Here is a 24055-nt window from a genome sequence, read left to right as displayed (position 1 = left end):
GCCCAGCCCCTGGCGGGCCGCGACCTCGAGCAGGACGTACCCGATCAGCAGCCAGGCCGCGAACTGCAGCCGGCCGCGGACGTAGCGGCCTACGGCAGGCCTCCGTCTTTCTTGAACGCGGCAATGTCAGCCGCGACGAGCTTGACCGGAACCACCTTCGGGTTCGAGCCGCCCTTCGAGTCCTTCTCGGGGTCCACTCCTCGCGCGCCGCCCGAGGCGGTGACCTGTGCCGACTTCTTCTCGCCGCCGCCAGTCGGCAGCATGCGGCTCAGCCCGAACCCCCGCTTCTTGGGTTCCTCGGCTTCCTTCTTCTCTGCCGCCTTCGCCTCTTCGGCCTTCTTGTCGCCGCCCGTCAATCCGGCCGCGCCCGGATCGACGGTGGCAATGGCCGTCACGGCCACCGGCGTGTAGGTGATGTTCTTGGCATAGCGCGGTTGCACGGTCGCCGTCGCCGTCAGTTTCCTCGACGCGATCAGCTTGGTGATGCGGTCGAGGCGATCCTGCATCTCTGGATGCGACGCGAACAAGCCGCGCTTCTCGGTTGACGCCTTGTTCCGATCCTTCAGTGTCGTCAGGAAGCCGTTGAGGCCGTTCGGCGCGTAGCCGATCTTGTTGGCCAGCGTCACGCCCATCTCGTCAGACTCGTTCTCTTCAGCGCGGCCGAAGCCGCGTTCGACGATGTTGTCGTAGGTGGCGGTGACGGCCCGCTCCATCAATCCGGAGGATCCCGAGAGGGTTTCGGCGGCGCCCATCTGCACCGCCTTGCTCTTCTGGATGGCGCGAATGGTGTGCTTCTCGGTGATGTGGATGATCTCGTGTCCCAGCACGCCGGCCAGTTCGGCCTCGTTCTTGATCAACGCCAACGCCCCGCGCGTGATGTGCACGTAGCCGCCCGGCGCGGCAAACGCGTTGACGCCGTCGGTGTCGAGCACGATGAAGGTCCACGGCAGCGCCGGCCGCGTGCTGCCCTGGGCCAGGGTCGTGCCGACCAGGGCCAGGTAGCGATGCACGGCCGCGTCCTGCACCACGCCGTAGCGGGTGCGAATCCGCTCGCTGACGTTGGCGCCGAGCTCGGCCTCTTCGGCGTCGGTCATCGCCAGGTCGCGAACCTCGTTCGCCTTCTTGGCGACCTCGACGCCCCTGGTGATCTGTCCGAGCTGACCGTCGGGCGCACTAAAGTGCGCCCCTACGTTCGGACCGGCCTCGGCCAGTCCCACTGACGAGCAAGCCAACGCCATTCCGAACATCACTGAACGCATCATGGTGTTTTGACCTCAAAAATCGCGACCGGTTTACTCTTGCCTTTTACGACCACGTCGCCGAGGGGATGGATATCATACCGCCCCTTCAGGCGGGAACGGGTGGCCTCGCTGATGATGATCCGGGTGCCGTAGTCCTTGTTCAGGGACTCGAGCCGGGCCCCCAGGTTCACGGCGTCGCCAATCACGGTGTAGCTCATGATCGTGTCGGACCCGATGTTGCCGGCGACCATGTCGCCGGTATTGATGCCGATGCCGATGTCGAGGGTGGTGCGCCCCTCGGCCTGCCAACGGGTGTTCAGCTCGCCAAGCGCCACGGCCATGGCCAGCGCCGTCTGCACGGCGTGCTCGGCGTGGTCGTCATCGTCGAGCGGCGCGCCGTACAGCGCCATCACCATGTCGCCGACGAACTTGTCGACGGTGCCGCGATGGTCGAACACCACCTCGACCATGCGCGAGAAGTACTCATTGAGCTGCGCGACCACCTCTTCAGGCGATCCCTTCTCCGACATCGCCGTGAAGCCACGCACGTCGGAGAACAGCACGGTCATGCTCCGCCGCGCGCCGCCTAGTGCCGCCAGTGACGGATCCGCTACCAGTTGGTCGTAGACGTCCTTCGAGACGTAGCGTGAGAACAGCTTCTTGACCTGCCGCTTCTCGCGCCCCTCGACCACGTACTTCCACGCGAGATCGCCGACAAACGCAAAGACGATGGCGAGACTGGGCACGGCAATCGGAATCCAGGATCCGCTCGCGAAACGCATCACCGACACCCCCGCCAGCACGAGAAGGACTGCGAGCGACGCCACGCCGGTGACCCAGGCATTGGCACCAAGCCCGATGGCGGCGACCACGAACGCCAGTCCCACGGTGAGCGCGACACCGACCCACGATGCCACGGGTGTCATCGACCGTCCCGCCAGCAGGCCATCAATGACGTTGGCGTGGACTTCGGGGCCATCGATCGCCCCGGCTGGGAAGGGCGTCGTGAACGCCTCCTTCAACCCCTCGCCACTGCCGCCGACGACGACGATGGCACCCTTGAACGCCGCCGGGTCGACGTCCGGCTTCACCCCTTCCAGGAGCTGCAGCTGGGAGTAGTAGAGGTCGTAAAAGGAATAGGAACTGAACGTCGGATGACCGGCCGCGTTCTCGGCCGGCCCACGCCACGCCACCAGCGACGCACACTGCCCGGCATCGACGCGCGCCTCGGCATTCACCGTCGCACCCGCCGCCATGGTCGTGGCCAGGGCCAGCGACGGGATCGTCCGCTCGCCGACCTGCACCACCGGCGCAATGCGACGAACCGGTCCATCGGGATCGAGAATGAAGAGCGTGTGACCGATCGCGCGCGACGCCTCTGCCAACGCCGGAAAAGGCGGCCGCAGCAGCGGCCGCGCCTGTACGCAGCCGGGCGACGGGATCTGCAGGTTGAGCGCCGGTGCGTCGAGATTCTCCGCGAGGGCACGCGAGGGATCAATCAACTCGGTGCTGGAAGCCTCTGCTGCGTGGACGACGTTGCCCGCTTTGCGAGTCGCGGCGACGAGCTCGGCGTCCGACTCTTCGCCGGTCCACTCGACATCCTCGATCATGAACTTGCGCAGGTCGCGTTCGGGAAACAGGATGTCGTAGGCAATCACCTTCGCGCCGGCGGCCGAGAGGTAGTCGATCACGGTGGCATGCACGAGGCGTGGCCACGGCCATCGGCCAAACAGCGGCTCCATGCGCCGAATGCTGTCGTCGTCTATCCAGACCATGACGATGCCTTCGGCCGGCGCAGCCGGGCGCGCCGTCGCCGCGACGCGCAGGTCGTAGGTCTTGAGTTCAATGGTCCGGACGAGCGGAAGCAGGCCGAAGGCGCCGGCGAGCACGGCCGCCAGGGTGCCGATACCGAGGAACGATAGCCAGCGAGCGCGACGGCGTGAGTGTGCGGGTTCGATGCGCCTAGTTTATGCGAGGGGGTTGCCGTGACGGCTGGCCATAGCTGTGGGTCCTTCGATGCGTTAACGTCAGGCCTTCGGCCTGCCGTCAGCTTACTCAGGACATTCGACCTGTCGAATGGCTTGCCATGAGCGAACCTTCGGCTTGCCGCAGGCAAGATGAAGGTGAGTCGAATGGTACCGCTACGGGGATTCGAACCCCGGTGTCCAGACTGAGAATCTGGCGTCCTGACCCCTAGACGATAGCGGCACTAGGGACTACGAACTTCTAATTCTATTGACCCAAGAGGCAGGGGTCAAGGGTCGCCGGATGAGATAATGGCGGGATGCCATTTTTCCGCCGGTCGGCTGGCCTGGTCCTGCTGGCTGCAACGCTCGCGTGCGGCGGTTCCACGCCGACCGCGCCGCCTCCAGCGGCGGCGCCCGTGGTGGATCCGGCCACGGCGGCAGCGGTGACCGTGACGGTGAACTTCGAAGGCGCGGCACCGGCGCCCGTCATGATGCGGCTCGACGGCGACAAGCGCTGCGTGGCCGAAGTGGGATCCGATCAACGGGCCGACGAAAGCGTCCTGCTCGGCACCGGCACCGCGCTCCAGAACGTGTTCGTCTACGTCAAGGACGGCCTGGCCGGCCGCGCCTTTCCAATCCCGACCGAGCCCGTGGTGCTCGACCAGGTCCAGTGCCGCTACACGCCGCGCGTGCTCGGTGTGCGCGTCGGCCAGCCGCTGTCCATTCGCAACAGCGACCCGCTGCTGCACAACGTGCGCTCCGAGGGCCAGATCAACCAGCCCTTCAACATGTCGACGCCGGTCGAGGGCATGAAGTTCGACCGCACCTTCGCGACCCGCGAGGTCATGGTCGACATCCGCTGCGATGTCCACGCCTGGATGCGCGCGTTTGTCGGTGTGCTCGAACATCCGTACTTCGGCACCACCGGCCAGGACGGCCGCGTCGCCCTCAACAACCTACCGCCCGGCACGTACACGATCGAGGCCTGGCACGAACAACTTGGCGTCAAGACGCAGCAGATCACGGTCGGCTCGAAAGAAATGAAAGATGTCAGTTTCACATTCGCACGCTGAAGACAGTCACATGGAGCAGGCGAAGGCGACGCCGTCGCGGGCGGCCGACTTTGTCACGCTGACCAAGCCGCGGCTGAACTTCCTGGTCCTGCTGACCACGGCCGCGGCCTACTCGCTCGGCGCGGGGCCCGGCGCCACGCTGGCGGCGTTCGCCCACACGCTGCTCGGCACGTTCCTGGTGGCCGGCGGTGCCTCGGCGCTAAACCAGGCCTGGGAGCGCGACACCGATCGGCTGATGCGGCGCACGCGCATGCGCCCGATCGCCGACTTGCGGATGCCGCCGTCGGCCGGCATCGTCTTCGGCCTGTCCCTGACGGTGCTCGGCGCCACCGAACTGGCGTACTTTCTCAACCCGCTCACCTCGGGGGTGGCGCTCTTCACCGCGGCCAGCTACGTGCTGTTCTACACGCCGCTCAAGACCCGCACCTCGCTCTCGACCATCGTCGGCGCGCTGCCCGGCGCGCTGCCGGCCGTGATCGGCTGGGCCGCCGCCACCAACACCCTCTCGATCGAGGGCTGGGTCCTGTTTGGGATCGTGTTCATGTGGCAGATGCCGCACTTTCTCGCCATCGCCTGGATGTATCGCGACGAATACGCCCGCGCCGGCATGCCGCTGCTGCCGGTGATCCAGCCCGACGGCCGCTCGACCGGACGCCAGGCCGTGATCTACACCGCGGCCCTGATTCCGCTCAGCATGATGCCGACCGGCGTTGGCCTGGCCTCGCCGTGGTACATGGTGGGCGCAATGACACTGGGAGCGATCCTGATGATGATGGCGCTCGAATTCTCGGCCAAGCGCACCCTCGCCACGGCCAGGCGTTTGTTTTTCGGATCGATCTTGTACCTGCCCATCCTCTGGGCGCTGCTCGTCTTCGACCACCGAGCCCACTTTTAAAGGAGATCAAGAGATCAGGAGCAACTTTGGGTTGTTGAAAAGCCATAATTAGCCTCCTTATCTCCTGAACTCCTGTCATGACCAGCTCGGCACTCGAAGTAACCGACCTCAAGCATCGCTACGGAGAGCGTGAGTCGCTGCGCGGACTCAGCTTCTCGGTGCCCCGCGGCGATCTGTTCGCGCTGCTCGGTCCCAACGGCGGCGGCAAAACCACGCTGTTCCGGATCATCAGCACGCTGATTGCACCCACGTCGGGCACGGTCGAAGTGTTCGGGACCGACGTCGTTCGCCAGCCCGCGGCCGCCCGCCGGCAGCTTGGCGTCGTGTTCCAATCCGCGGCCATCGACCCGTGGCTGACCGTGCTCGAGAACCTTCGTCACCACGGCTACCTGTATGGCCTGTCTGGGCCGGCCCTCGCGCGCGGCATCGAACGCGGCCTCGAACGCTTCGGCCTGACGCCCCGGGCCGGCGACCGCGTCGGCACGCTCAGCGGCGGCCTGCGCCGCCGCGTGGAACTGGCGAAGGCATTACTGCCGGAACCGCCGCTGCTGGTGCTCGACGAACCAAGCAGCGGCCTCGACCCGGCGGCGCGCCGCGACCTGCTGCAGGAGCTGCGCCGCCTGCGCGACGATGAGGGCACCACCATTGTGCTGACGACGCACCTGATCGAGGAGGCGGCGGTGGCCGACCGTGTCGGCATTCTTCATGAGGGCCAGCTGGTGGCCATCGGCGCGCCGGCAGACCTGGTCGCCAACCTCCCGGCCCGCGCGCCGACGCTGGACGACGTCTTCACCCATCACACGGGAACCGGCCTCTCGTCATGATCCTTGCGACATATTCGCTCTGGCGGCGCGACGTCCTGCGGTTCCTCCGCCAGCCGAGCCGCATTGTCGGCGCGTTGCTGACGCCGGTGATCTTCTGGTTCGTGATTGGATCGGGCCTCGGCACGTCGTTTCAATCGGCCACGGGCGAGGCCGGCTTTCTGCCGTACTACTTCCCGGGCTCGCTGGCGCTGATCGTTCTCTTCACGGCCCTGTTCTCGACCATCTCGATCATCGAGGATCGCCAGGAGGGCTTTCTGCAGGGCGTGCTGGCGTCGCCGGCGCCGCGCGCGTCGATCGTGTTGGGCAAGGCGCTCGGCAGCATGACACTGGCCCTCATCAACGGTGCGGTCTTCATGCTGCTGTTGCCGGTGTCCGGCCTGTCACCGGGCGCCGGCGATATCCTGGCGGCCATGGCGTCGGTCGCGCTGCTCGGACTGGCCCTGGGCGGACTGGGCATCATGATCGCGTGGCCGATGCGATCGACGCAGGGCTTTCACGGCATCATGAACGCGGTGCTGATGCCGATGTGGCTGCTGTCGGGGGCGTTGTTCCCCGCCACCGGCGCATCCGGCTGGGTGCAGGCGCTGATGCGCGTGAACCCGCTCACGCCCGCCGTCGAGATGCTCCGCGCGTTCCTGACCGGCGTGCCCGCTGCCAACCTGGCCTCTGCCGCCGGCACGGTGGCGGTGTTCGCCATCGTCACCCTGTCAATCAGCACCCTGCTTGTGAGCCGTCCATCCCAATGACCGTGACTGATCTTCCGGCGCTGAACGCGTCACTCAACGCCACCTCGTTCGTGCTGCTGACCACGGGCTGGTTCCTGATCAAGAGCGGCCGCCGGCAGGCGCACAAGTGGTGCATGATCGGCGCCCTGGCCGTGTCGGCCATGTTCCTGACCTCGTACGTGATCTATCACCTCAACGTCGGGTCGGTGCCCTTCAAGGGAACTGGGTGGATTCGCACGGTGTATTTCGCGGTGCTGATCCCACACATCATCCTGGCGGCGGCGATCGTGCCGATGGTACTGATCACGGTGTCGCGAGCGCTGTCGAGCCGCTTCGACCAGCACAAGCAGATCGCGCGGATCACCCTGCCCCTGTGGCTCTACGTGTCGGTCACGGGCGTGATCGTGTACCTGATGCTGTATCAGATGTAGCAGCCCATTTCCATCCACCCGACGAGCGCCGTAAGGCGCGAGCCCCAGGAGGCGGCGAGAGCCGCCGACCCCGGCCGTCAGAGCCTGGCGATGTCCTGCGGCCGGCTGAGGAGTTGGCCGGCGGGAAGAGCCGTCACCTGATGACCGAGCGAGTACGCCTCGCGGCCCGGATAGATCACGTAGCCACGTTGCAGTCCCAGGTCCTTCATGCAGGTCAGCACCCCGCGCGCGTCATCAATGGTTGGCGCCGAGTGCAGCTTGATCTCGAAGGGCACTTGCCGCCGGCCGTCATCCATCAGCAAGTCGACCTCCTGGCCAGTCGCCGTGCGCCAGAAGTAGGGCCGGTACGCCGGCCGCACCCGTTGGAACGCCGCAATCAGCTGGTCGATGACAAACGCCTCCCAGCTGAGTCCGCGGGCAGGATGCCCGTGAAGCGAAGCCCCCGTGTCGATACCGAGAAACGCATGCAACAGTCCGCTGTCTCGAAAGTAAATCTTGGGACTCTTGACGAGACGTTTCTTGATGTTGGCGAAGAATGGCGGCAACCTCCTGACGAGAAAGGTCTGCTCGAGCACGTCGACGTAGCGATTGACCGTGTGATAGCTGACGCCGAGCGAGGCGGCGAGCTGCGAGGCGTTCCACAGCCCGCCATTGCTGTGCGCGAGCATCGTCCATAATTGACGCATTCGGGCGGCCGAGACGTCGACACCCAGAGCCGGGAGATCGCGTTCGATGAACGCGCGGGTGTAGGCGTCGAGCCACTCGGCCCTGGCCCGGTCGCCGCGCGCGAGAAAGGCGCCGGGAAAGCCGCCGCGCAGCCACAGGTCGGACAAGCTTTCTTTGCGGCCGGCGCCCTGGACCTCGTCCCATCGGAAGGCCGGCAAGTCCAAAAAGGCCGTGCGGCCGGCGAGGGACTCGGCCACGCCGGTGACCAGCTGCGGCGACGCCGAGCCAAGCAACAGGAAGCGGCCATTCCGGGACCGTCGCTCGTCGATGGTGCTGCGCAGCACGGCGAACAGCTCGGGGACCCGCTGCGCCTCATCGAAGATGACGTGGTCGCCGAGCTGCGCGAGCCGGGCCTCGGGATCAGCCAGCAGTGGCGCGGCGTCGGACGGCCGCTCGAGGTCGACGTAGGTCCAGCCAGGCAGGGCGTGTCGGCTGAAGGTGGTCTTGCCGCACTGGCGCGGGCCGAGCATCGTCACCGCCGGCCAGCGGCGGACCAGCCCGTGCAGGGTCGCGGCGTAGCGCCGGTTTATCACCTGTGTATATTAGAACTGTCACTTCTAATTTACAAGCTTAGGCGCGGAGCCACGGCCAAAGCGCAGACCTGGGAACCAAACGCCGCGCCCCGGCGTCTCACACGGCAGATGTTTAACCGGCTGGCCCTGGCACTGGCCATTGCGTTCCTGGCCGAGCCCGCCCTGGCACAGTCGCCGTCCAGAACCGTCTCTGGGACCGTCGTTGATGCCGAATCGCGCGCTCCGATCTCGAACGCTCGCCTCTCACTGAATCAACTGCTTGCGACCACCGACGCGGCCGGGCGGTTCTCGCTGGCCGTGCCGGCGGGGCAAATTGCCTTACTGGTCGCAGCGACGGGTTATTTCCCCCTGGCGGCTGATCTGGACGTTCCCGAAAGCGGCCTGGCCGCCGTTGAGCTGGCGCTCGCGCCTGACACCGGCTTCGCCACCAGCGTCGCGGTAACCGCGACGCGGCCCGCGGCGGCGCCCGCGACCGAGGTCATTGCCCCGGTGGAAGTCCTGCGCACGCCGGGGGCGCTCGACAATGTCTATCGCACCCTCCAGACGCTGCCAGGTGTGGCGGCCACCGAGGAGTTCGGCAGCCGCATCGCGGTGCGTGGCGGGTCGCCCGATCAGAACCTCACCGTGATGGACGGTGTTGAGATTCACGACCCCTATCGGCTGTTCGGTCTCACCAGCGCGTTCAATCCCGAAACCATCGAACGCTTCGAGCTGTCCACCGGCGGCTTCAGCGCCCTCTACGGCGACCGGCTGTCGTCCCTGTTGATGGTGGAGAACCGCGAGGGGACGCGGGCCGAGACCCTCGCCGGCTCGGCGTCGCTCAGCATCACCGACGCCAACCTCGTGCTCGAAGGCCGGTTGCCGGGCCGGGCCACCGGTTCGTGGCTGGTGACCGGACGCCGCACCTACTACGACCTGGTGGCGTCACCGCTGACCGGCCAGGAGTTCCCCGCCTTTGCCGACCTGCAGGCCAAGGGCGTGTGGGAAGCCGCGCCCGGCCGCACGCTCACCGTGTTCGGCCTGCGCAGCCGCCAGGACGCCGCCATCGCGATTGATGAAGACGATGCGCGGGGCGAGTTCCAGGACGATACCGAGAACGACCTGGCGTGGGTAAGGTTCGACGCGTCGATCGGCACGCGCGGACAATCGCACACGGTGGCCGGGTACTCGGACACCCGGTCGACCTTCGGCGTGGATGCCAGCTTCGAGAACACCAGCCGGCGCTCGAACGCGCCGCCCGAGGACAGCTTCGACACCGCCAACGTCGCGTTCAATCGCGCGCTGTCGGTCAAGGACGTTTCGCTGCGACAGGAGTTCGCCTTCGCGCTCGGCTCGCACGTGCTCGCAACCGGCTTCGAGGCGCACCGCCTGTCAACCGCGCTGCGGTTCGAGATCGACGGCGATCGCAATCCGAGTGCGGCGAACGGCTCGAGCGTCCGGGGCGGCGCCGGGCTGCCCGACCTGCTCGACTCGTCGCAGCAATCGACGCGCGCGGGCGCGTGGATCCAGGATACGTTCCCGGTGGGCTCGCGCGGGTCGCTCCAGGCCGGACTGCGCTGGGACCGTCCGGGGGCCACCGGCGAAACGCTGTTCTCGCCGCGCCTGTCGGGCCTGCTGGGCGTCGGCGACGCGACCCGTCTGCGAGCGGCGGCCGGGCTCTACACGCAGAGCCCGGGGTACGAAAAGCTGGCGCAAAGCGACTACGTGCTCGACTTCTCCACCGACGCGCGGCTGCGGAGCGAGCGCTCCGCGCAGGTATCGGCCGGCGTCGAGCGCGATCTGCCCGGCCGCGTGACGCTCAAGGCCGAGGTCTACCACAAGCACTTCACCGACCTGTTGATCGGTCGGCTCGAAACCGACGAGGCGCGGCTCGCCCGCGTAGCGCGGTATGACTTCCCCATCAACCTGCGGTCCAACATCCCGGTTGATCCCCTGATCACCACGCTTCCGTCCAACGATGGCCGCGGCCGGTCGTACGGTTTCGATGTGTTCGTTTCACGCACGAGCCCGCCCGCCGGGGCGAGGGTCAGCGGCTGGGCGAGTTACACCTGGGGCCGAACCACGCGCGATGCTTATGGCCGTCGCTACGACTTCGAATACGACCGCCGGCACGCGTTCACCATGGTGGGGGCCTATCGGTTCACGCCGCGCTGGGAGCTCGCGTCGACGATCAGGATCGCCTCGGGTTTCCCGCGCACGGCGCCGCTCGGCGTACGGGTGGCCGCGGCCGAGGACACCGAAGATCGTGACAACGATGGTGTGACCGACGAGCTGCTCCCCGGTCGGGATGCGAGCGGGCGCCTGATCTACGAAGTGGACTTCGGCAACACCGTCAACATCAACGAGGCGCGCCTGCCGGTGTTTGCCCGCGTCGATTTGCGCGCCACGTGGCGTCCGAGGGGCGCCGCGGGCCGGTGGGAACTGTACGCGGAGATCATCAACCTGTTGAACCGCCAGAACGCCGGTGCGCTTGACGCCCGCCTCGAACACGATCCGAACGCCGACCAGCCGCGCATTGTCGAGGAAGCCGATCAGTCGATTCCCCTCTTGCCCACCGTGGGAATTCGCTTCCGGTTCTGAGCGATGTAGCCTCCGGCTTTAGCCGGAGTTCAGCGATAGAGGAGGTACTGCGCGCGCAACCGGCGCCAGCGCGCCTCGTCATCTCCCCAGCGCGCCGCGACCACCGCCGGGTCCTCGCCGCGCTTGACCCGCTCGAGGCTGTCGCGCGATCCGAGCAGCAGGTCGGTGTTCTCCAGTTGGTACTTCTCGCCAAACAACGCAAACAACGCGCCGGCAATCTCGAGTCCGACGCGCACCGGCCGTAGCGCTGATCGATTCGTGATCACCATGAACACGCCCTGGCAGGCCTGTCCGGCGTACTTGCTGGAGGCCGGCGTGAACGCGACCGGGTAGAAGCGCACGCCCGGCAGCTGGCGCGCGTTCAAGGCGGCCGCCAGGCGCGGGCCGTCGATCCACGGCGCACCGAACTGCTCGAAGGGTTGGTCGGTGCCGCGTCCCACCGACACGTTCGAGTACTCAATCGCGCCGATGCCGGGATAGAGCGCCGCCTGGTTGAGGTTGCGCATATTGGGCGACGGATTGATCCACGCCAGGCCGGTGTCGTCGAACCAGTAGTCGCGCCGCCAGTTCTCTGCCGGAATCACGGTGAGGTCGGCATTGATCTTCTTCTCGTCGTTGAACACCCGGGCCAGCTCGCCCAGCGTCAGGCCGTGACGGACCGGCATGGGGAAGTACGCAATGAACTCGCGGATCGGCTCGCTCTGGTTCGGCCCTTCGATCTGCCAGCCGTTCACCGGGTTCGGCCGGTCCAGCACCATCACGGCGATCTTGCGCTTCGCCGCCTCCTCCAGCACGTAGCCGGTCGTGGCGGGATAGGTGTAGAAACGGGCGCCGATATCCTGCAGGTCGATTACGAGCGTGTCGATGCCGGCCAGCATCGCGTCGGTCGGACGCCGCGTTTCGCCGTACAGCGAATGGATGGTCAGGCCCGTCTTCTGATCCTTCTCTGCAGGCACGTCGGCATCGAGCACGCCGCGGATGCCGTGCTCGGGCGCGAACAGCGACACCAACTGCACCCCGGGCGCGGCGTGCAGCAGGTCGATGGTGGACCGGCCGTCGCGCGCGACGCCGGTGTGGTTGGTGATCAGGCCGACGCGCTTGCCTTTGAGCTTCGCGAAACCATCGCGGGCGAGGACGTCGATGCCGTTCAGCACAGGAGTGGTCCCGCAAAATCCGGACCCCACAGAGGTCGCCGATGTGGTGTCCGGCTTTAGCCGGACCTCATTGGGTGTCAATGTAGCGTCCGCCTTTAGGCGGACCGTACCGCCGCCACTGAGCAAAGCCGCGGCAACCGTCGCGATGCGACTCCTCAAGACTCCGACATCGCCCACGCCGTCGGGATGAAGACGACTCGACAGGAAGATCACGTACGACTTCGACGCGGGATCGATCCAGAGGCTGGTACCGGTAAACCCGGTGTGCCCGAACGAGCCAATCGGAAACAGGTCGCCGCGATTCGACGAGAACGAGGTGTCGATGTCCCAGCCGAGGCCGCGCGTGCCGGCATTGGCCGGCATGGGCACCGGCGCAATCATCCGCGCGACGGTGGCAGCCGACAGCACGCGCACCCCGTCGAGTTCGCCGCCGTTGATCAACATGCGGGCAAACCGCTGCAGATCCCGCGCGGTGCCGAATAGCCCGGCGTGCCCGGCGACACCGCCCATGCGCCGCGCCGTGGGGTCGTGGACGACGCCGCGCAGCGGCGCCGCATCGGGACGCTTGCAAGGCCAGGCATCCTGTTCGGCGCACCGTTCGGTCGGGGCCATGCGTGGCAGCAACGCCGTCGCCGGGCGGAAGCCGGTGTCGCGCATCCCAAGCGGCGCGAAGACCGCGCGCTGCAGGTAGCCGTCCAGTGATTCGCCCGTGACACGGGCCACGATGTCGCCAAGCAGGAAGAAGTTGATGTCGCTGTACACAAACTGCGCGCCGGGCGGCATCGTCGGCACCTCGTCCACGGCCAGGGCAATCGCCGCGTCGTAGCCGGTCCACGGGTGCAGGTCGACGTCGGGACGTAGCCCCGACACGTGCGTCAGCAGGTGCCGGATGGTAATGCCGCCCTTGCCGTAGCGCTCGAACCCAGGCACGAACGCGGCCACCGGGTCGTTGAGCCGGAGCCGGCCCTGCTCAACCAGTGTCATCACGGCCGTGGTGGTGGCCACCACCTTGGTCAACGATGCCAGGTCGAAAATCGTATCCAGAGTCATCGGCTCGTGTGAAGGAACCGTGGCCCGGGCGCCAAAGGCCTTTTCGTACACGGTCTGGTCGCCACGCCCGACCAGGACCACGACGCCGGGGGCAGCTTTGGCGGTGATTCCGTCGGCCACCAATTCGTCGATTCGGGCCCATTCGACTCGGGGAAGCCCGGTCCGCTGACCGGCCTTTCCCTCGCTCAGGGCGTCGAACTGGACAGGGGTGGCCGCCACAACGGCCAGGGCGGCGAGATATAGCGTTCGACGCATGGGGCTAATATACTGATTCGGTTGTGGTTCCTTTAAGGGAGAAGCTAGAAATGCGTGACTTGAAGACAATCTTTTCGGCGGCGGCTCTGGTCGTGGCGCTCGTGGTCTCGGCCCTCCCGGCCGCCGCGCAGACGGGCCGGGTTGGCGGCACCATCAAGGACCCTCAGGGCCAGCCCCTAAAGGGCGCCACGGTTACGGCTGAGAATCCGGCGGCGTCGCCCTCGTCTTTCACGGCAACGACCGACGACAAGGGCCGCTACTCGATGATCGGCCTCAAGACCGGTACGTGGAAGGTGACGGCGGTGGCCCCGGGCTTCGCGGCTTCGTCGGGCAATGTGCCGATCCGTTCACTGGGCTCGCCCAATCCACCGGTCGACTTCGTGCTGGCTCCCGGTGCCGCCGGTCCGGCTGGCGCGCTGGCCGGGGTCAACACCAAGGAACTCCAAGGTGAACTGCAAGCCGCCATCGACCTCGCCAACGGCGGCCAGCATGACGCGGCCATCGCCGCCTACGAGGCCATTCTCGTCAAGACCCCGGCGCTGACGATGATCAACGGTCAGATCGCCCAGGTCAAGCGGCTGAAGAAGGACTTCGACGGCGCCATCGAGTCGTACCAGAAGGTGCTCGCGGCCGACCCGAACAACGACAAGTCGAAGATCGAGATCGGCATGACCTATCTCGAGAAGGGCGACTTCGCCAACGCCGAGAAGCACCTGCTCGAAGTCGCGACCTCAACCAGCGCGAACCGCGAGGTGTTCTACAACCTCGGCGAGGTGAAGTTCGCGAAGGGTGAGACCGACGAGGCCGTGACGTACTACCAGCGCGCCGTTGACATGGACGGCACCTGGGGCAAGCCGCTGTTCAAGATCGGCCTCGCCAAGCTGCAGAAGGCCGACATGGCCGGCGCGCTCGAGATCATGGAGAAGGTGATCGCCGTCGATCCCAACTCGCCTGAAGCGGCCCAGGCCAAGGGCCTGATTGCGCAGCTGAAGAAGGGGTAGAGGCTCGGGGGCATCCACCGTCGCTCGGTGCTGCGAGCTATGGTGGATTGCTCCGTGCACTGCTTGGCGGAGCAAAAAAAAGGGCCCTCATAAGGGCCCCGCGAGTCAGTGGCCTAGTCAGCCTGACTCAAACTTCCGCCTGTGCCCGGAGGCTGCGGCGGGACAAGGTATGACTTCCTGTGGGGGACGTCAAACTTTCACCCGGTATAAAGCAAGCGCCGTGCCGGGGCAACGGCGCCGCCGATCTGGCAAAAACAGGCCAAAAGTCGAAGGACGTCAGGCTAAGGGAACTGACGAATCCAACGGATTGAAAAACGGGACTCCAGCGCTCTGGATCACAGCGCCGAACGGATGGCCCAGAGATCGGGAAACACTGGCGTCATCAACGTAGTGACCAGGTACTGCGCTCCGGCCGATCCTCCGGTGCCGATCTTGGCGCCAATGGTCCGCTGCACCATCTTGACGTGGCGGTAACGCCATTCCTGGATGCCTTCGTCCAGATCCACCAGCCGCTCGCACATTTCGGCACGCATGGGGTCGCGGCGATACACCTCGATCAACGTTGCCTGCAGTTGTTCAGACGCCTCGACCTTCGCCGTGACGTCGCGCGCCAGCAGTGCCGCCGGTACCGCGTAGCCCTCGTGTGCCAGGTAACGCAAGAACGCGTCCCACAACGTGCCCTGTTCGAAGCGGCGCAACAGCGCGGCCCGCGCGCGGCTGCCGGCCGGAAAGCGATCCACCGCCGGGCGCGACTTCTGTCCCAGCACGAACTCGAGTTGCCTGAACTGATCCGACTGGAATCCGCTGGCCGCCTCGAGGCGCGTACGAAACGACTGGAACTCCAGCGGCGTCATGGTTTCGAGAATGTCGAGTTGCGCCACCATCACCTTGAGGATGGTCAGGATGCGCTTGAGCGAATGCTGCGCCCGGAACGGGTCGCGCGCGTCGAGTAGCGCCATCACGTGGTCGATCTCGTGCAGGACCTGTTTGAACCAGAGCTCGTAGACCTGGTGAATGACGATGAAGAGCATCTCGTCGTGCTCGGGCCCCGCGGAGCGTGGCCGCTGCAGGGCCAGCAACTCATCAACCGCGAGGTAGTTGCCATAGGTCACAGCTTCATCAGGCATGTCGACAGCTTACGGCAGTTCCGGTCGGGAGGGCACTGCGGGTCAGGAGGGTGACGCGTGTCGGGAGGGCATCGCGTGTCGGGAGGGCACTACACGTCGGGAATGAAATCACGCAGATCAGATCTGCGTCATTGGTTTCATCTGCGGCCCTGGTTTGTTTGTGTCATGGGCGGGAAAGAAAAAAGGCGGGAGGGCGCCGGCGTAGCGCCCTCCCGCCAAGACGACTCCCCCACAGGAGTCGAGTTCGTTAGCGTCCTACCAGAGGAAGCGGAGACCCAATCGGGCGGTTCGCGGCGCCAGAATCGCCGCGGGCCGCAGGTAGTTCGACCCCGTCGAGCGGGTGATGGCCTCTGAGGCGGCGCTGTTGGTGATGTTGAAGAAGTCAACAAACAGCCGCGCCCGCGTCCGCGCGCCGAAGTTCACGGTCTTCTCGCCGCGCACGTCGAACACCCAGATGTTGTCCTCGCGGTTGGCGTTGGCGGGCTCAGCGTAGATCGTACCGCTGTAGATCAAGCCGTTGGCCGACGCGGCCGAGGCCGGGACCGAGATCGTGCGGGCGAAGTTGGAGCCGGACTGGTGCCGCAGGACCGGCGACACACGAATGCCCCACATCGCGTCGTAGCTGCCCGACGCCTTCAGGTTCCAGGTCGTCCGCTCTTCATCGAACGGCTCATTCGGGTTGTTCGGAAAGCCCTCCGGGAAGTCATTCAGCCACGTGAAGCCGCCACCGATCGACGCCGACCACCGGTTGCTGTACCGGCGGTTCAGCTGCGCCTCCACCGTCTTGTAGCGCGAAAAGCTCTCCACGTTCTGGATGACCGCGTTGACGGGGAAGTTGGCCGACTGCGATGCCGGCAGGCCGAGCAGCGTCAACGTGCGGTCGTCGCCCGTACCACGCGTGCCGTCGACGCCGATGTCGACAAACGTAAAGGGCACGGTATAGGCACTGATCGGCCGGCCCGGACGGTACGTCGCCCAGAGGTCATCCTCCGTCTTGTAGACGAAGCCGACGCGAGCACCCATGGTGTCGGTCAGCTGCTGTTCGAAGAACGTACCGAATTCGTGCGTGAAGGGCTGCTTGATGCCCGGGTCAATGCTGACGGCGCCGGCCAGGGCAGACGCCAGGAGATTGCCCTGTTCGCCCATCTGGAAGCGGCGGTCGCCGTTCGCATCGTTCCAACCGTAGGTGGCCGACTTGGCAGCCTGATTGGCGTTGGACGAGCCGGCGAGGCCCGGGCCCGGGTTGTGCCAGTAGAGCCCGTAGTTGGCTTTGATCACGGACCGGCCGTCGCCCGACAGGTCGTACACGACGCCGACGCGCGGAGCAAACGACGACCACGTGAAGTATTCCCTTTCAGCGAAGGTCTGGGCGGCAATCGTGACCGGGCCGTTGGTGCCCCCCAGCTGCTGCTGCTCGGGCGTGGTCCCGGTGTAGCGGTCGTAGCGGACGCCCGCGTTCACGGTGGTCTTACCGACCGACCACGTGTCGTTGACAAACAGGCCAAGCACGCCGAGCTTGGCGATCGACATCAAGTCCTTGCGCGCGCCCATGCTGCCAACCGGACCGGAGGCCGTCGGGAACCCGAAGACGACCTGGTTCGAGACACCGTTGGTGTAGATCAGGTCGCGATTGCCGCCGAGGAACTGTTCATAGCCCTCCCACTGCGTCTCGTCAAAGAACTCAAGGCCGGCCTTGAGCGTGTGGCTGCCCGAGCCGCTGTCCAGGAAGTAGGTGGAGGCGAGCGTCAGCTGCTTGCGATCCCGGTCCGTCTGCCAGCGACGACCGGTGCCGTCGATGGTCTGCAGGCCGCTATCGCGGAAGCTGAAGTCCTGCGTGCCGTTGCCAAGCAGCGGGAAGTAATAGCCGAAGTCGCCGGCGCGGGCCTCGAGGTACAGTTTGTCGCTGACCGTGGAGTTCCACTCGCCTTTGTACACCCAGCTGCCCGAATCCTGGCGCCACGTTTGATCGGGTGATTCGTACACGTAGGTGGCGAACGGCGTGCGGAAGGGCTGAATCTTTTGACCGTACTGGTAGTAGCCGATGACCTTGTTCTTCTGATTCACCTGCCACGTGCCCTTGACCACCGGATTCCAGAGCGTGGTATCAAAGGTCTGGTCGAACCGGAACTGCGGCTGGGCGACGGAGTTGAACTGGGTCCGGTAGGTTCCGAAGTACCAAACCTTGTCCTTGACGATCGGTCCGCCGACGTTGATCGCCGCATCGTAGTAGCGGTCGATCTCGTTCGAGTGCGGGCGAATGCCGCGGGCAATCACCGACTCCGGGATATTCGAACCCTGCAGCGAGTTGTTGTACCAGTCGACGTAGCCTTCGCCCGAGAACTGGTTGCCGCCGGACTTCGCGATGAACTGGCTCTGCACACCGGGGTTGGGCATTTCGGCCGACTGGCCCGAGGTGCCGAGGAACACTTCTTCGAGCGACGAGTAGTCGAAGTAGAAGCCCGCGCCGCCCGTTCCCTCGGTGGTGTTGATACCTTCAATCAGCACGCGAACCTGGCCGGAAAAGCCATAGGCGGTGTAACCGGTCTGCGTGCCGGCACGGTTGCCGCCGACGTCGATACGACCCATCTGCACGGACGGTGTCACCGCCAGCAGCGACCACATGTCGCGGCCGTTCGGCAACGACTGCAACTGGTCCAGCTTGAACGCCTGAACCGTCCTGGTCGCGGTGGTGTCGATGACCGGTGACTGGCCACTGACCGTGACCGTCTCCTGCAAGGTCGCCAGGGCCAGTTCCACATTCACGTTCGCCGTGAATCCCAACGAAATCTGGATGCCCTCACGCCGCAGGGTGTTGAATCCCGCCAGCTCAAACGCCAGCGTGTAGCTGCCCGGCGGCACGGCGGGGAAACGATAGTTGCCGTTCTCCGACGACACGGCCGTCTGCACACCGGGCATGGACGGACTGGTCGCCGTCACCGTAACGCCCGGCAGAACCGCGCCCTGCGAGTCGCTAACGCGGCCCTGGATGGTGCCCGTGCTGCTGGCACCGCCGCCCTGCGCGAAGACTGATGTGCTGATCGACAACGCCATCAGCAGGGCGAAAACGCCCGTAGTCCAACGCCTCATAAGTTCTCTCCTCCTCAAATCAGTGGGGGTTGGCCTCGCGGCCGTCCCAAAACGAAAGCATTCCAACAAACAACACGACCGGCCACACAAGACGGCTGACAGGCAGAGCCTGCCGACCGTCCAATGTAACCAGAGGTAACGGGAACAATACAGGGAGCGTGGGACGAATTGCAACTTTTAAGGGTTGAACGATCGTTTAGTAGTGACGGGTGATTCGTCAGTTGACGAAGCGCGTGATGAGCAGGCCCGTGAAGATTGCGCCCGCACCGGCCACCTGGTTCGCCGAGATCGGCTCCGAAAGCCACACCGCGGCCACGACCATGGCGACGACCGGCGTCAGGTAGCTGTAAACGGACGTGCGGGAGCCGCCCAGCTTCTTCAGGCCGGTGTACCAGATGTAATAGGAAAGGTTCAGTGCCAGCAGCGCCGACCCCACCATCAGGCCCCAGCTCTGCGCCGAGATCGACGACCAGTCAACCCGCAGCAGCACGGGAATCATCATCACCACGTAAAGCGCGGCGCCGATCGAGAACGTCAGCCCAATCACCGTGAGCGCCGAGTGCCGCTTGAGGATCGGCTGCGACGCCACCGAGTACACCGCCCAGCACAACACGGCGGCGATCATCAGCGCGTCGCCGTACAGCGTTTGCGACGACAGCTCCGCGCCACGGCCGACCACCAGGTACAGGCCGCCAAGCGCGAGGAACACGCCAACCCAGCGCACCGGCTTGATGCGCTCGTGCCCCGCCCACGCCGACAAGAGCGCAATCACGATCGGCGAGCAGCCGACAATCAGCGAGCCGTTGGCGACGCTGGTGCGGCGCACACCGCCCACGAAGCACAGCTGATAGAGGAAGGTGCCGACCGCACCGAGGAACAGCAGCTGCAGCCAGTCGGCGCGCGTCAGCGGCGCCTGCTGCCGCTCGCTGTCGCGATGCCACCAGAGCACGCCCAGGAACACGGCGCTGCCAATCAGCAGCCGCATGGCATTGAACGGGATCTCGGGAAAGTCGCGCAGCGCCACCTTGACGACCGAGAAGTTGCTGCCCCAGATGAGCACCATCAGCAGCAGCGCGGCGTCGAGGAGGGTCAGGGCCAACGGGGGAATTGTATCCGCGCCAAAACGAAAACGGGGGCAGCGCCGTGAGGCGCGCCCCCGTCAGAACACTTCAAGCTCGTAAACCTGAGCCGCGTCCTCAGCCGCCGAAGGGCTTGAGGAAAAACAGGATCAGCGAGATGAGGAGCACGTAAATGACCAGCGACTCGATCAGCACGAGACCGAGAATCAGCGAGCCGCGGATTTCGCCGGCGGCGCCGGGGTTGCGCGCAATGGCCTCAGCGGCCGAGGCGACCGCCTTGCCCTGGCCGAGCGCAGCGCCGAACGCGGCGATGGCCAGCGCGAAACCGGCGGTGATGATCGACCACTGGACCAACCCGGAATTCGCCGCATTCGCAGCGGCCTCCTGGGCATAGACCGGTGAGGCCAGACCGAGGACCACGAACCCGAACATCAACGACAGCACAAACCGACTTGTTCTCACGGAAAACGCCTCCATCTCAGACTTCTCACCGCTTCTACGGCAACGGCGACGCCTAGCGACGTCACACCTACCAGCATGGCCACCGGGTCGAGCTGCAAACGCACCATCATACCGTAGGCTGCGAAAGCCAGCATAGCATGCCTTGTGAAAAACTTCACTAAGTGGAAACGTGCCGGTTTTCGACCGGTTTCGCCGCCAGGTCGAACACCCACGAAGGCCTCGATACTCCCCCGGATGGCCCAGAACGACAGCCCAATCAGCAACCCGCCTCCAAGCACCCCGAAGGGCACCGCGGCACTGCGGAACCACAGCGCCGCGACCAGTGCAAACAGGGCGCACACAAGCGCAGTGTCACGGGCGATGCGCCCGATCATGACGGAAGGGAACCTCTTGTCGGGACGGCACGGCTTAACGGGATCGCACCTCCCGACGGGAAATGCCTTCCCGACAAGAGATTCCCTCCCGACAAGAAGTGCCCTCCCGTCACGGCTTTCGGTTAGCGAGCTGCATCACACGATAGACGTTCAAGATGCCGGCGGCGAGCCCCAGGAAGAATCCCAGAAAGGACAACCAGGGCGTGGTTCCCAGCCAGCCATCCAGCCAGTAACCGCCACCGAAGCCGAGCACCAACGCGAACACGAACGACATCCCGATCGTGCTCAGTTGACCGATGAGCTGCCAGGTGGACGGGGACGTGGGCGCCATAGGTCTAGTGTAAGCTGCAGTTAGCTGCCCGATGCGCCTCGGCTGCAGTGCGGTGAGGATCTCATGAGTCGACATCCGATCGTTCGTCTCGCAGCCGGGGGCGCCGTCGCCCTCTTCATTTCCGTGGCCGTGCTCGCCCAGTCGGCGGAGCGCGTGCTCTACGTCAGCGTGTGGGACGAGAAGTCCCGCGCCCCCATCACCGGCCTCGGCACCGACGCGTTCGCCGTCCGCGAAGATGGGCTGGCCCGCGAAGTGCTGCGCGTCACGCCCGCGACCTCGCCAATGTCGATTGCAATCGTCGTCGACAACTCGCAGGCCGCCACACCCACCATTGCCGACCTGCGCAAGGCCCTGTCGGCCTTCGTCAAGTCGATCGACGGCATCGGACCGGTCGCCCTCGTCAGCGTCGCTGACCGGCCGACAATCCTGCGCGACTACACCACCGATCAGACGCAGCTCCAGGATGCCGTGGGCCGCGTCTTCGCGATGCCCGGTTCGGGCGCCACCCTGCTCGACGCCGTCGTCGAGGTGAGCAAGGGCCTGGCCAAGCGCGAGACCGATCGCGCGGCGATGGTGATCGTCACCGGCGAGAATCGCGAGTTCAGCAACCGGCACTACCGCGATGTGCTCGAAGAGCTCGCCAAGGGCGGCGCGATGATGCATGCGCTGGTGCTCAGCGGACCCGGCAGCACGGCGCTCAATGACGAGGCGCGCAATCGCGCGTCGGTGCTCGACCTCGGCCCCAAGGCCAGCGGCGGCACGCGCGAGGACATCCTGACCAGCCAGGCGTTCGAAGTGAAGCTGCAGGAACTGGCGGCCATTCTCAAGAGCCAGCACCGCGTGGTCTACGCCCGTCCGCAAACGCTGATTCCGCCCGAGAAGGTCGAGGTCTCGGCGACCAAGCCGGGCCAGGTCGCCAGCGGGGCGCCGGCCCGAGGGCAGGCCACCCGGTAAGCCATGCGCACTGCGCTCCGCGTTGCCGTTGTCTGTGCGGTCGGGTTCACCGCCCCATCCGCCTACGCTCGCGAGGACTCGGGCGAGCTTCGGCGAGACCTAGACGAAGCGGCCTACGGCCGCGAAGTCGGGCCCGCCCAACAGGACAAGAACCAGGTCTTCCGCGCCGGCGTCGAGATGGTGTCGCTCAACGTCACCGTCGTCGACAGCCAGGGGCGCTATGTCACCGATCTCGAGCAGGACGCCTTCAGTGTGTTCGAGGACGGCGCCAAGCAGGACTTGTCGTACTTCAACCGCACCAACCTGCCGATTGCCCTCTCGTTGCTGATCGATTCGAGCGCGAGCATGGAACAGCGGATGGAGCATGCGCAGGAGGCCGCGATCGGCTTCGCCCGGAAGATCCGGCCGCAAGACCTCGCCCAGGTCATCGACTTCGACAGCCGGGTCGAGATTCGCCAGACGTTTTCAAACAAGCTCGACGAGCTCGAGCGCGCCATTCGCAACACCTCGCCGGGCGGCTCGACCGCGCTGCACAACGCCGTCTACATCTCGCTGAAGGAACTGGCCAAGATCAAGGCGAAGAACACGGACGAGGTGCGGCGCCAGGCCATTGTCGTGCTGTCAGACGGCGAAGACACCTCGAGCCTGGTCAGCTTTGAGGAAGTGCTGGAGCTGGCGAAGCGGTCCGAGACGGCGATCTACACCATTGGTCTGCAGCCGAGGGAAACCACGGCGTTGCGCGGGTTCCGCGAAGCCGAGTTCGTGTTGCGCCAGCTGGCGCAGGAAACCGGCGGGCGGGCGTTTTTTGCACAGAGAGTCGAAGACCTGAAGGACGTCTACGGCCAGATTGCCGACGAGTTGTCGAGCCAGTACTCAATGGGCTATTCGTCGCGCAACCCGCGGCGCGACGGCGCCTTCCGCCGCCTGGTCGTCCAGATCAGCCGGCCCAACGTCACCGCCCGCACCAAGCGCGGTTACTACGGTCCCACGTCAGACTAGGCCTGGGACTCGAGGCTTGGGGCGTGAGATGCCCAAGTCCCAAGTCCCAAGCCTGCTACTATCACCCCGTGCGATCCATCGTCTACCTGATTGGCGCCGGCCCGGGCGCGCCTGATCTGATCACGCTGCGCGGCTTTCACTGCCTGCAGCAGGCCAGCGTGGTGATCTACGACCACCGTGTCCACGCCGACGTGCTGCAGTACGCGCCCGCCCAGGCCGAACGAATCGACGTGGGCGGCGCCGCGCCCGATGCCAGCGCGCAGGATGCCATCTGCTATCTGATCGCCGAAAAGGCGCGCGAGGGCAAAGTCGTAGCCCGTCTCAAGCGCGGCGACTCGTTCCTGTTCGACCACGGTGGTGAAGAGGCGCTGTTTCTGCACGAGCAGGGCATCCCCTTCGAGGTCGTGCCTGGCGTTCCATCCGCGATTGGCGCCTCGGCGTATGCGGGCATTCCCATCACCTATCCCGGCGGCGGCGATACCGTCACCTTCGTGCGCGGCTTCGACGACGACGGCCGCGAGCGGACGCGGCTTGACTGGGACCACCTCGCCGGCCTCGGCGGCACCATGGTCTGCAACGCCGGCCCGAAGCAGCTGCCGAAGATGATCGAGGCGCTCGTCGCGCACGGCCGTCCCGCCGACGAGTCGGCGGCCATCATCGTCAATGGCACCCTGCCGTCGCAGCGCACCATTACCGGCACGCTGGCCGAGCTCGCCAAGGCGGTTGAGGAGAATCCGGTCGGGGCGGCCATCCTGATCGTCGGACGCGTCGTCAACTTCCGCGAACACCTGCGCTGGTTCGATTCACGGCCGCTGTTCGGGCGCCGCGCCCTCGTCATGCACTCGAAGGAGCAGCCCGACGATGTGGCGGCGCTGCTCGAACAGCAGGGCGCCGCCGTGTTGCTCGATACGGACGCCGGCATCGACGTGTACCGCCAGCTACTCGATCGGAAGGTCGACGTCGTCACGTTCACGAGCGCCTCGGCGGTGCTGGGGTTCCTGGCCAGCGTGGGCGCCGACCAGGCGTCGGATCTGCTCGCCCACACGGTGGTGGCGACACTGGGACCCGCGGCGGCGGACGCCGTGACCCGGGCCAATGTGACGCCGGCGATTCAGTTGCCGGGTGGTTCGCTTACGGCATTCGCCGACGCGATTGCAGCGCACTTCGCACCTAAGGCACCCTAGCTC

Annotated in this window: 20 protein-coding genes and 1 tRNA gene; 10 read left to right on the top strand and 11 right to left on the bottom strand. The window is 65.9% G+C overall.

Annotated elements, in window-relative coordinates; translation table 11 throughout:
* Positions 1-89: 89 nt before the first annotated feature.
* The 3 genes from Q8T13_02130 to Q8T13_02120 all read right to left on the bottom strand — a co-directional run bounded on the left by Q8T13_02130 (position 90) and on the right by Q8T13_02120 (position 3449).
* Entirely contained in the window at positions 90-1262 is a 1173-nt protein-coding gene (locus Q8T13_02130; GenBank protein ID MDP3716545.1) for a M48 family metalloprotease, read from the bottom strand.
* Positions 1259-3130 carry an adenylate/guanylate cyclase domain-containing protein gene (locus Q8T13_02125; GenBank protein ID MDP3716544.1) on the bottom strand — a complete coding sequence of 624 codons (1872 nt, stop codon included), beginning with the start codon at positions 3128-3130 and terminating at the stop codon, positions 1259-1261. The genes Q8T13_02130 and Q8T13_02125 overlap by 4 nt, the downstream gene beginning before the upstream one ends.
* 244 nt (positions 3131-3374) lie before the next feature.
* Positions 3375-3449, bottom strand: a tRNA-Glu gene (locus tag Q8T13_02120).
* Positions 3450-3525: 76 nt separating this feature from the next.
* On the opposite strand from Q8T13_02120, the gene Q8T13_02115 reads away from it, so the two are divergent.
* The 5 genes from Q8T13_02115 (at position 3526) to Q8T13_02095 (ending at position 7156) form a co-directional block, all read left to right on the top strand.
* On the top strand, positions 3526-4281 hold the full coding sequence (locus tag Q8T13_02115) for a hypothetical protein (GenBank protein ID MDP3716543.1): 756 nt from the start codon (positions 3526-3528) through the stop codon (positions 4279-4281).
* Positions 4256-5176 carry a heme o synthase gene (gene cyoE, locus Q8T13_02110; protein MDP3716542.1) on the top strand — a complete coding sequence of 307 codons (921 nt, stop codon included), beginning with the start codon at positions 4256-4258 and terminating at the stop codon, positions 5174-5176. The genes Q8T13_02115 and cyoE overlap by 26 nt, the downstream gene beginning before the upstream one ends.
* Before the next feature lie 77 nt (positions 5177-5253).
* Positions 5254-6000, top strand: coding sequence for an ABC transporter ATP-binding protein (locus Q8T13_02105; GenBank protein MDP3716541.1), 747 nt, complete (start codon positions 5254-5256; stop codon positions 5998-6000).
* Positions 5997-6746: an ABC transporter permease gene (locus tag Q8T13_02100; protein MDP3716540.1), complete on the top strand. Its 750-nt coding sequence runs from the start codon at positions 5997-5999 to the stop codon at positions 6744-6746. The genes Q8T13_02105 and Q8T13_02100 overlap by 4 nt, the downstream gene beginning before the upstream one ends.
* Positions 6743-7156 carry a DUF420 domain-containing protein gene (locus Q8T13_02095; protein MDP3716539.1) on the top strand — a complete coding sequence of 138 codons (414 nt, stop codon included), beginning with the start codon at positions 6743-6745 and terminating at the stop codon, positions 7154-7156. Before Q8T13_02100 ends, Q8T13_02095 begins: the two co-directional genes overlap by 4 nt.
* Before the next feature lie 77 nt (positions 7157-7233).
* Here the strand turns inward: Q8T13_02095 and Q8T13_02090 are convergent, their stop codons facing one another.
* Positions 7234-8415 (bottom strand): ATP-binding protein, encoded by a 1182-nt coding sequence (locus tag Q8T13_02090; protein ID MDP3716538.1) that lies wholly within the window; start codon positions 8413-8415, stop codon positions 7234-7236.
* A gap of 108 nt (positions 8416-8523) precedes the next feature.
* Here Q8T13_02090 and Q8T13_02085 point away from each other — a divergent pair, with 108 nt between their 5' ends.
* Positions 8524-10995 carry a TonB-dependent receptor gene (locus tag Q8T13_02085; GenBank protein ID MDP3716537.1) on the top strand — a complete coding sequence of 824 codons (2472 nt, stop codon included), beginning with the start codon at positions 8524-8526 and terminating at the stop codon, positions 10993-10995.
* A 29-nt stretch (positions 10996-11024) separates the two neighbouring features.
* On the opposite strand, the gene Q8T13_02080 is transcribed toward Q8T13_02085, so the two are convergent.
* Positions 11025-13454, bottom strand: coding sequence for a DUF1343 domain-containing protein (locus Q8T13_02080; protein MDP3716536.1), 2430 nt, complete (start codon positions 13452-13454; stop codon positions 11025-11027).
* Between the two features lie 59 nt (positions 13455-13513).
* Here Q8T13_02080 and Q8T13_02075 point away from each other — a divergent pair, with 59 nt between their 5' ends.
* The gene (locus Q8T13_02075; protein ID MDP3716535.1) at positions 13514-14455 is read left to right on the top strand and encodes a tetratricopeptide repeat protein; all 942 of its coding nucleotides are present in this window, start codon (positions 13514-13516) and stop codon (positions 14453-14455) included.
* 335 nt (positions 14456-14790) lie between these two features.
* Here the strand turns inward: Q8T13_02075 and Q8T13_02070 are convergent, their stop codons facing one another.
* From Q8T13_02070 to Q8T13_02045, 6 genes are all read right to left on the bottom strand, one after another.
* A complete protein-coding gene (locus Q8T13_02070; GenBank protein MDP3716534.1) occupies positions 14791-15582 on the bottom strand; it encodes a tryptophan 2,3-dioxygenase family protein in 792 nt (263 codons plus the stop codon).
* Positions 15583-15837: 255 nt separating this feature from the next.
* A complete protein-coding gene (locus Q8T13_02065) occupies positions 15838-18669 on the bottom strand; it encodes a carboxypeptidase regulatory-like domain-containing protein (GenBank protein ID MDP3716533.1) in 2832 nt (943 codons plus the stop codon).
* Between the two features lie 217 nt (positions 18670-18886).
* The gene (locus Q8T13_02060) at positions 18887-19768 is read right to left on the bottom strand and encodes a DMT family transporter (protein ID MDP3716532.1); all 882 of its coding nucleotides are present in this window, start codon (positions 19766-19768) and stop codon (positions 18887-18889) included.
* Positions 19769-19865: 97 nt separating this feature from the next.
* Positions 19866-20210, bottom strand: a complete 345-nt coding sequence (locus Q8T13_02055) for an ATP synthase F0 subunit C (protein ID MDP3716531.1) — start codon at positions 20208-20210, stop codon at positions 19866-19868.
* Positions 20207-20584, bottom strand: a complete 378-nt coding sequence (locus Q8T13_02050; protein MDP3716530.1) for an ATP synthase subunit I — start codon at positions 20582-20584, stop codon at positions 20207-20209. Before Q8T13_02050 ends, Q8T13_02055 begins: the two co-directional genes overlap by 4 nt.
* Before the next feature lie 109 nt (positions 20585-20693).
* A complete protein-coding gene (locus tag Q8T13_02045) occupies positions 20694-20915 on the bottom strand; it encodes an AtpZ/AtpI family protein (GenBank protein ID MDP3716529.1) in 222 nt (73 codons plus the stop codon).
* Positions 20916-20978: 63 nt separating this feature from the next.
* On the opposite strand from Q8T13_02045, the gene Q8T13_02040 reads away from it, so the two are divergent.
* The 3 genes from Q8T13_02040 to cobA all read left to right on the top strand — a co-directional run bounded on the left by Q8T13_02040 (position 20979) and on the right by cobA (position 24052).
* Complete coding sequence (locus tag Q8T13_02040) at positions 20979-21869, top strand: VWA domain-containing protein (GenBank protein MDP3716528.1); 891 nt, start codon at positions 20979-20981, stop codon at positions 21867-21869.
* A 3-nt stretch (positions 21870-21872) separates the two neighbouring features.
* Positions 21873-22868, top strand: a complete 996-nt coding sequence (locus Q8T13_02035) for a VWA domain-containing protein (protein ID MDP3716527.1) — start codon at positions 21873-21875, stop codon at positions 22866-22868.
* A gap of 68 nt (positions 22869-22936) precedes the next feature.
* Positions 22937-24052, top strand: a complete 1116-nt coding sequence (gene cobA / locus Q8T13_02030; GenBank protein ID MDP3716526.1) for a uroporphyrinogen-III C-methyltransferase — start codon at positions 22937-22939, stop codon at positions 24050-24052.
* The last annotated feature ends 3 nt before the right edge of the window (positions 24053-24055 follow it).

The organism is Acidobacteriota bacterium, from assembly GCA_030697165.1.
GTDB lineage: Bacteria > Acidobacteriota > Vicinamibacteria > Vicinamibacterales > UBA2999 > 12-FULL-67-14b.
This window is presented reverse-complemented; position numbering and strand designations above follow the sequence as displayed.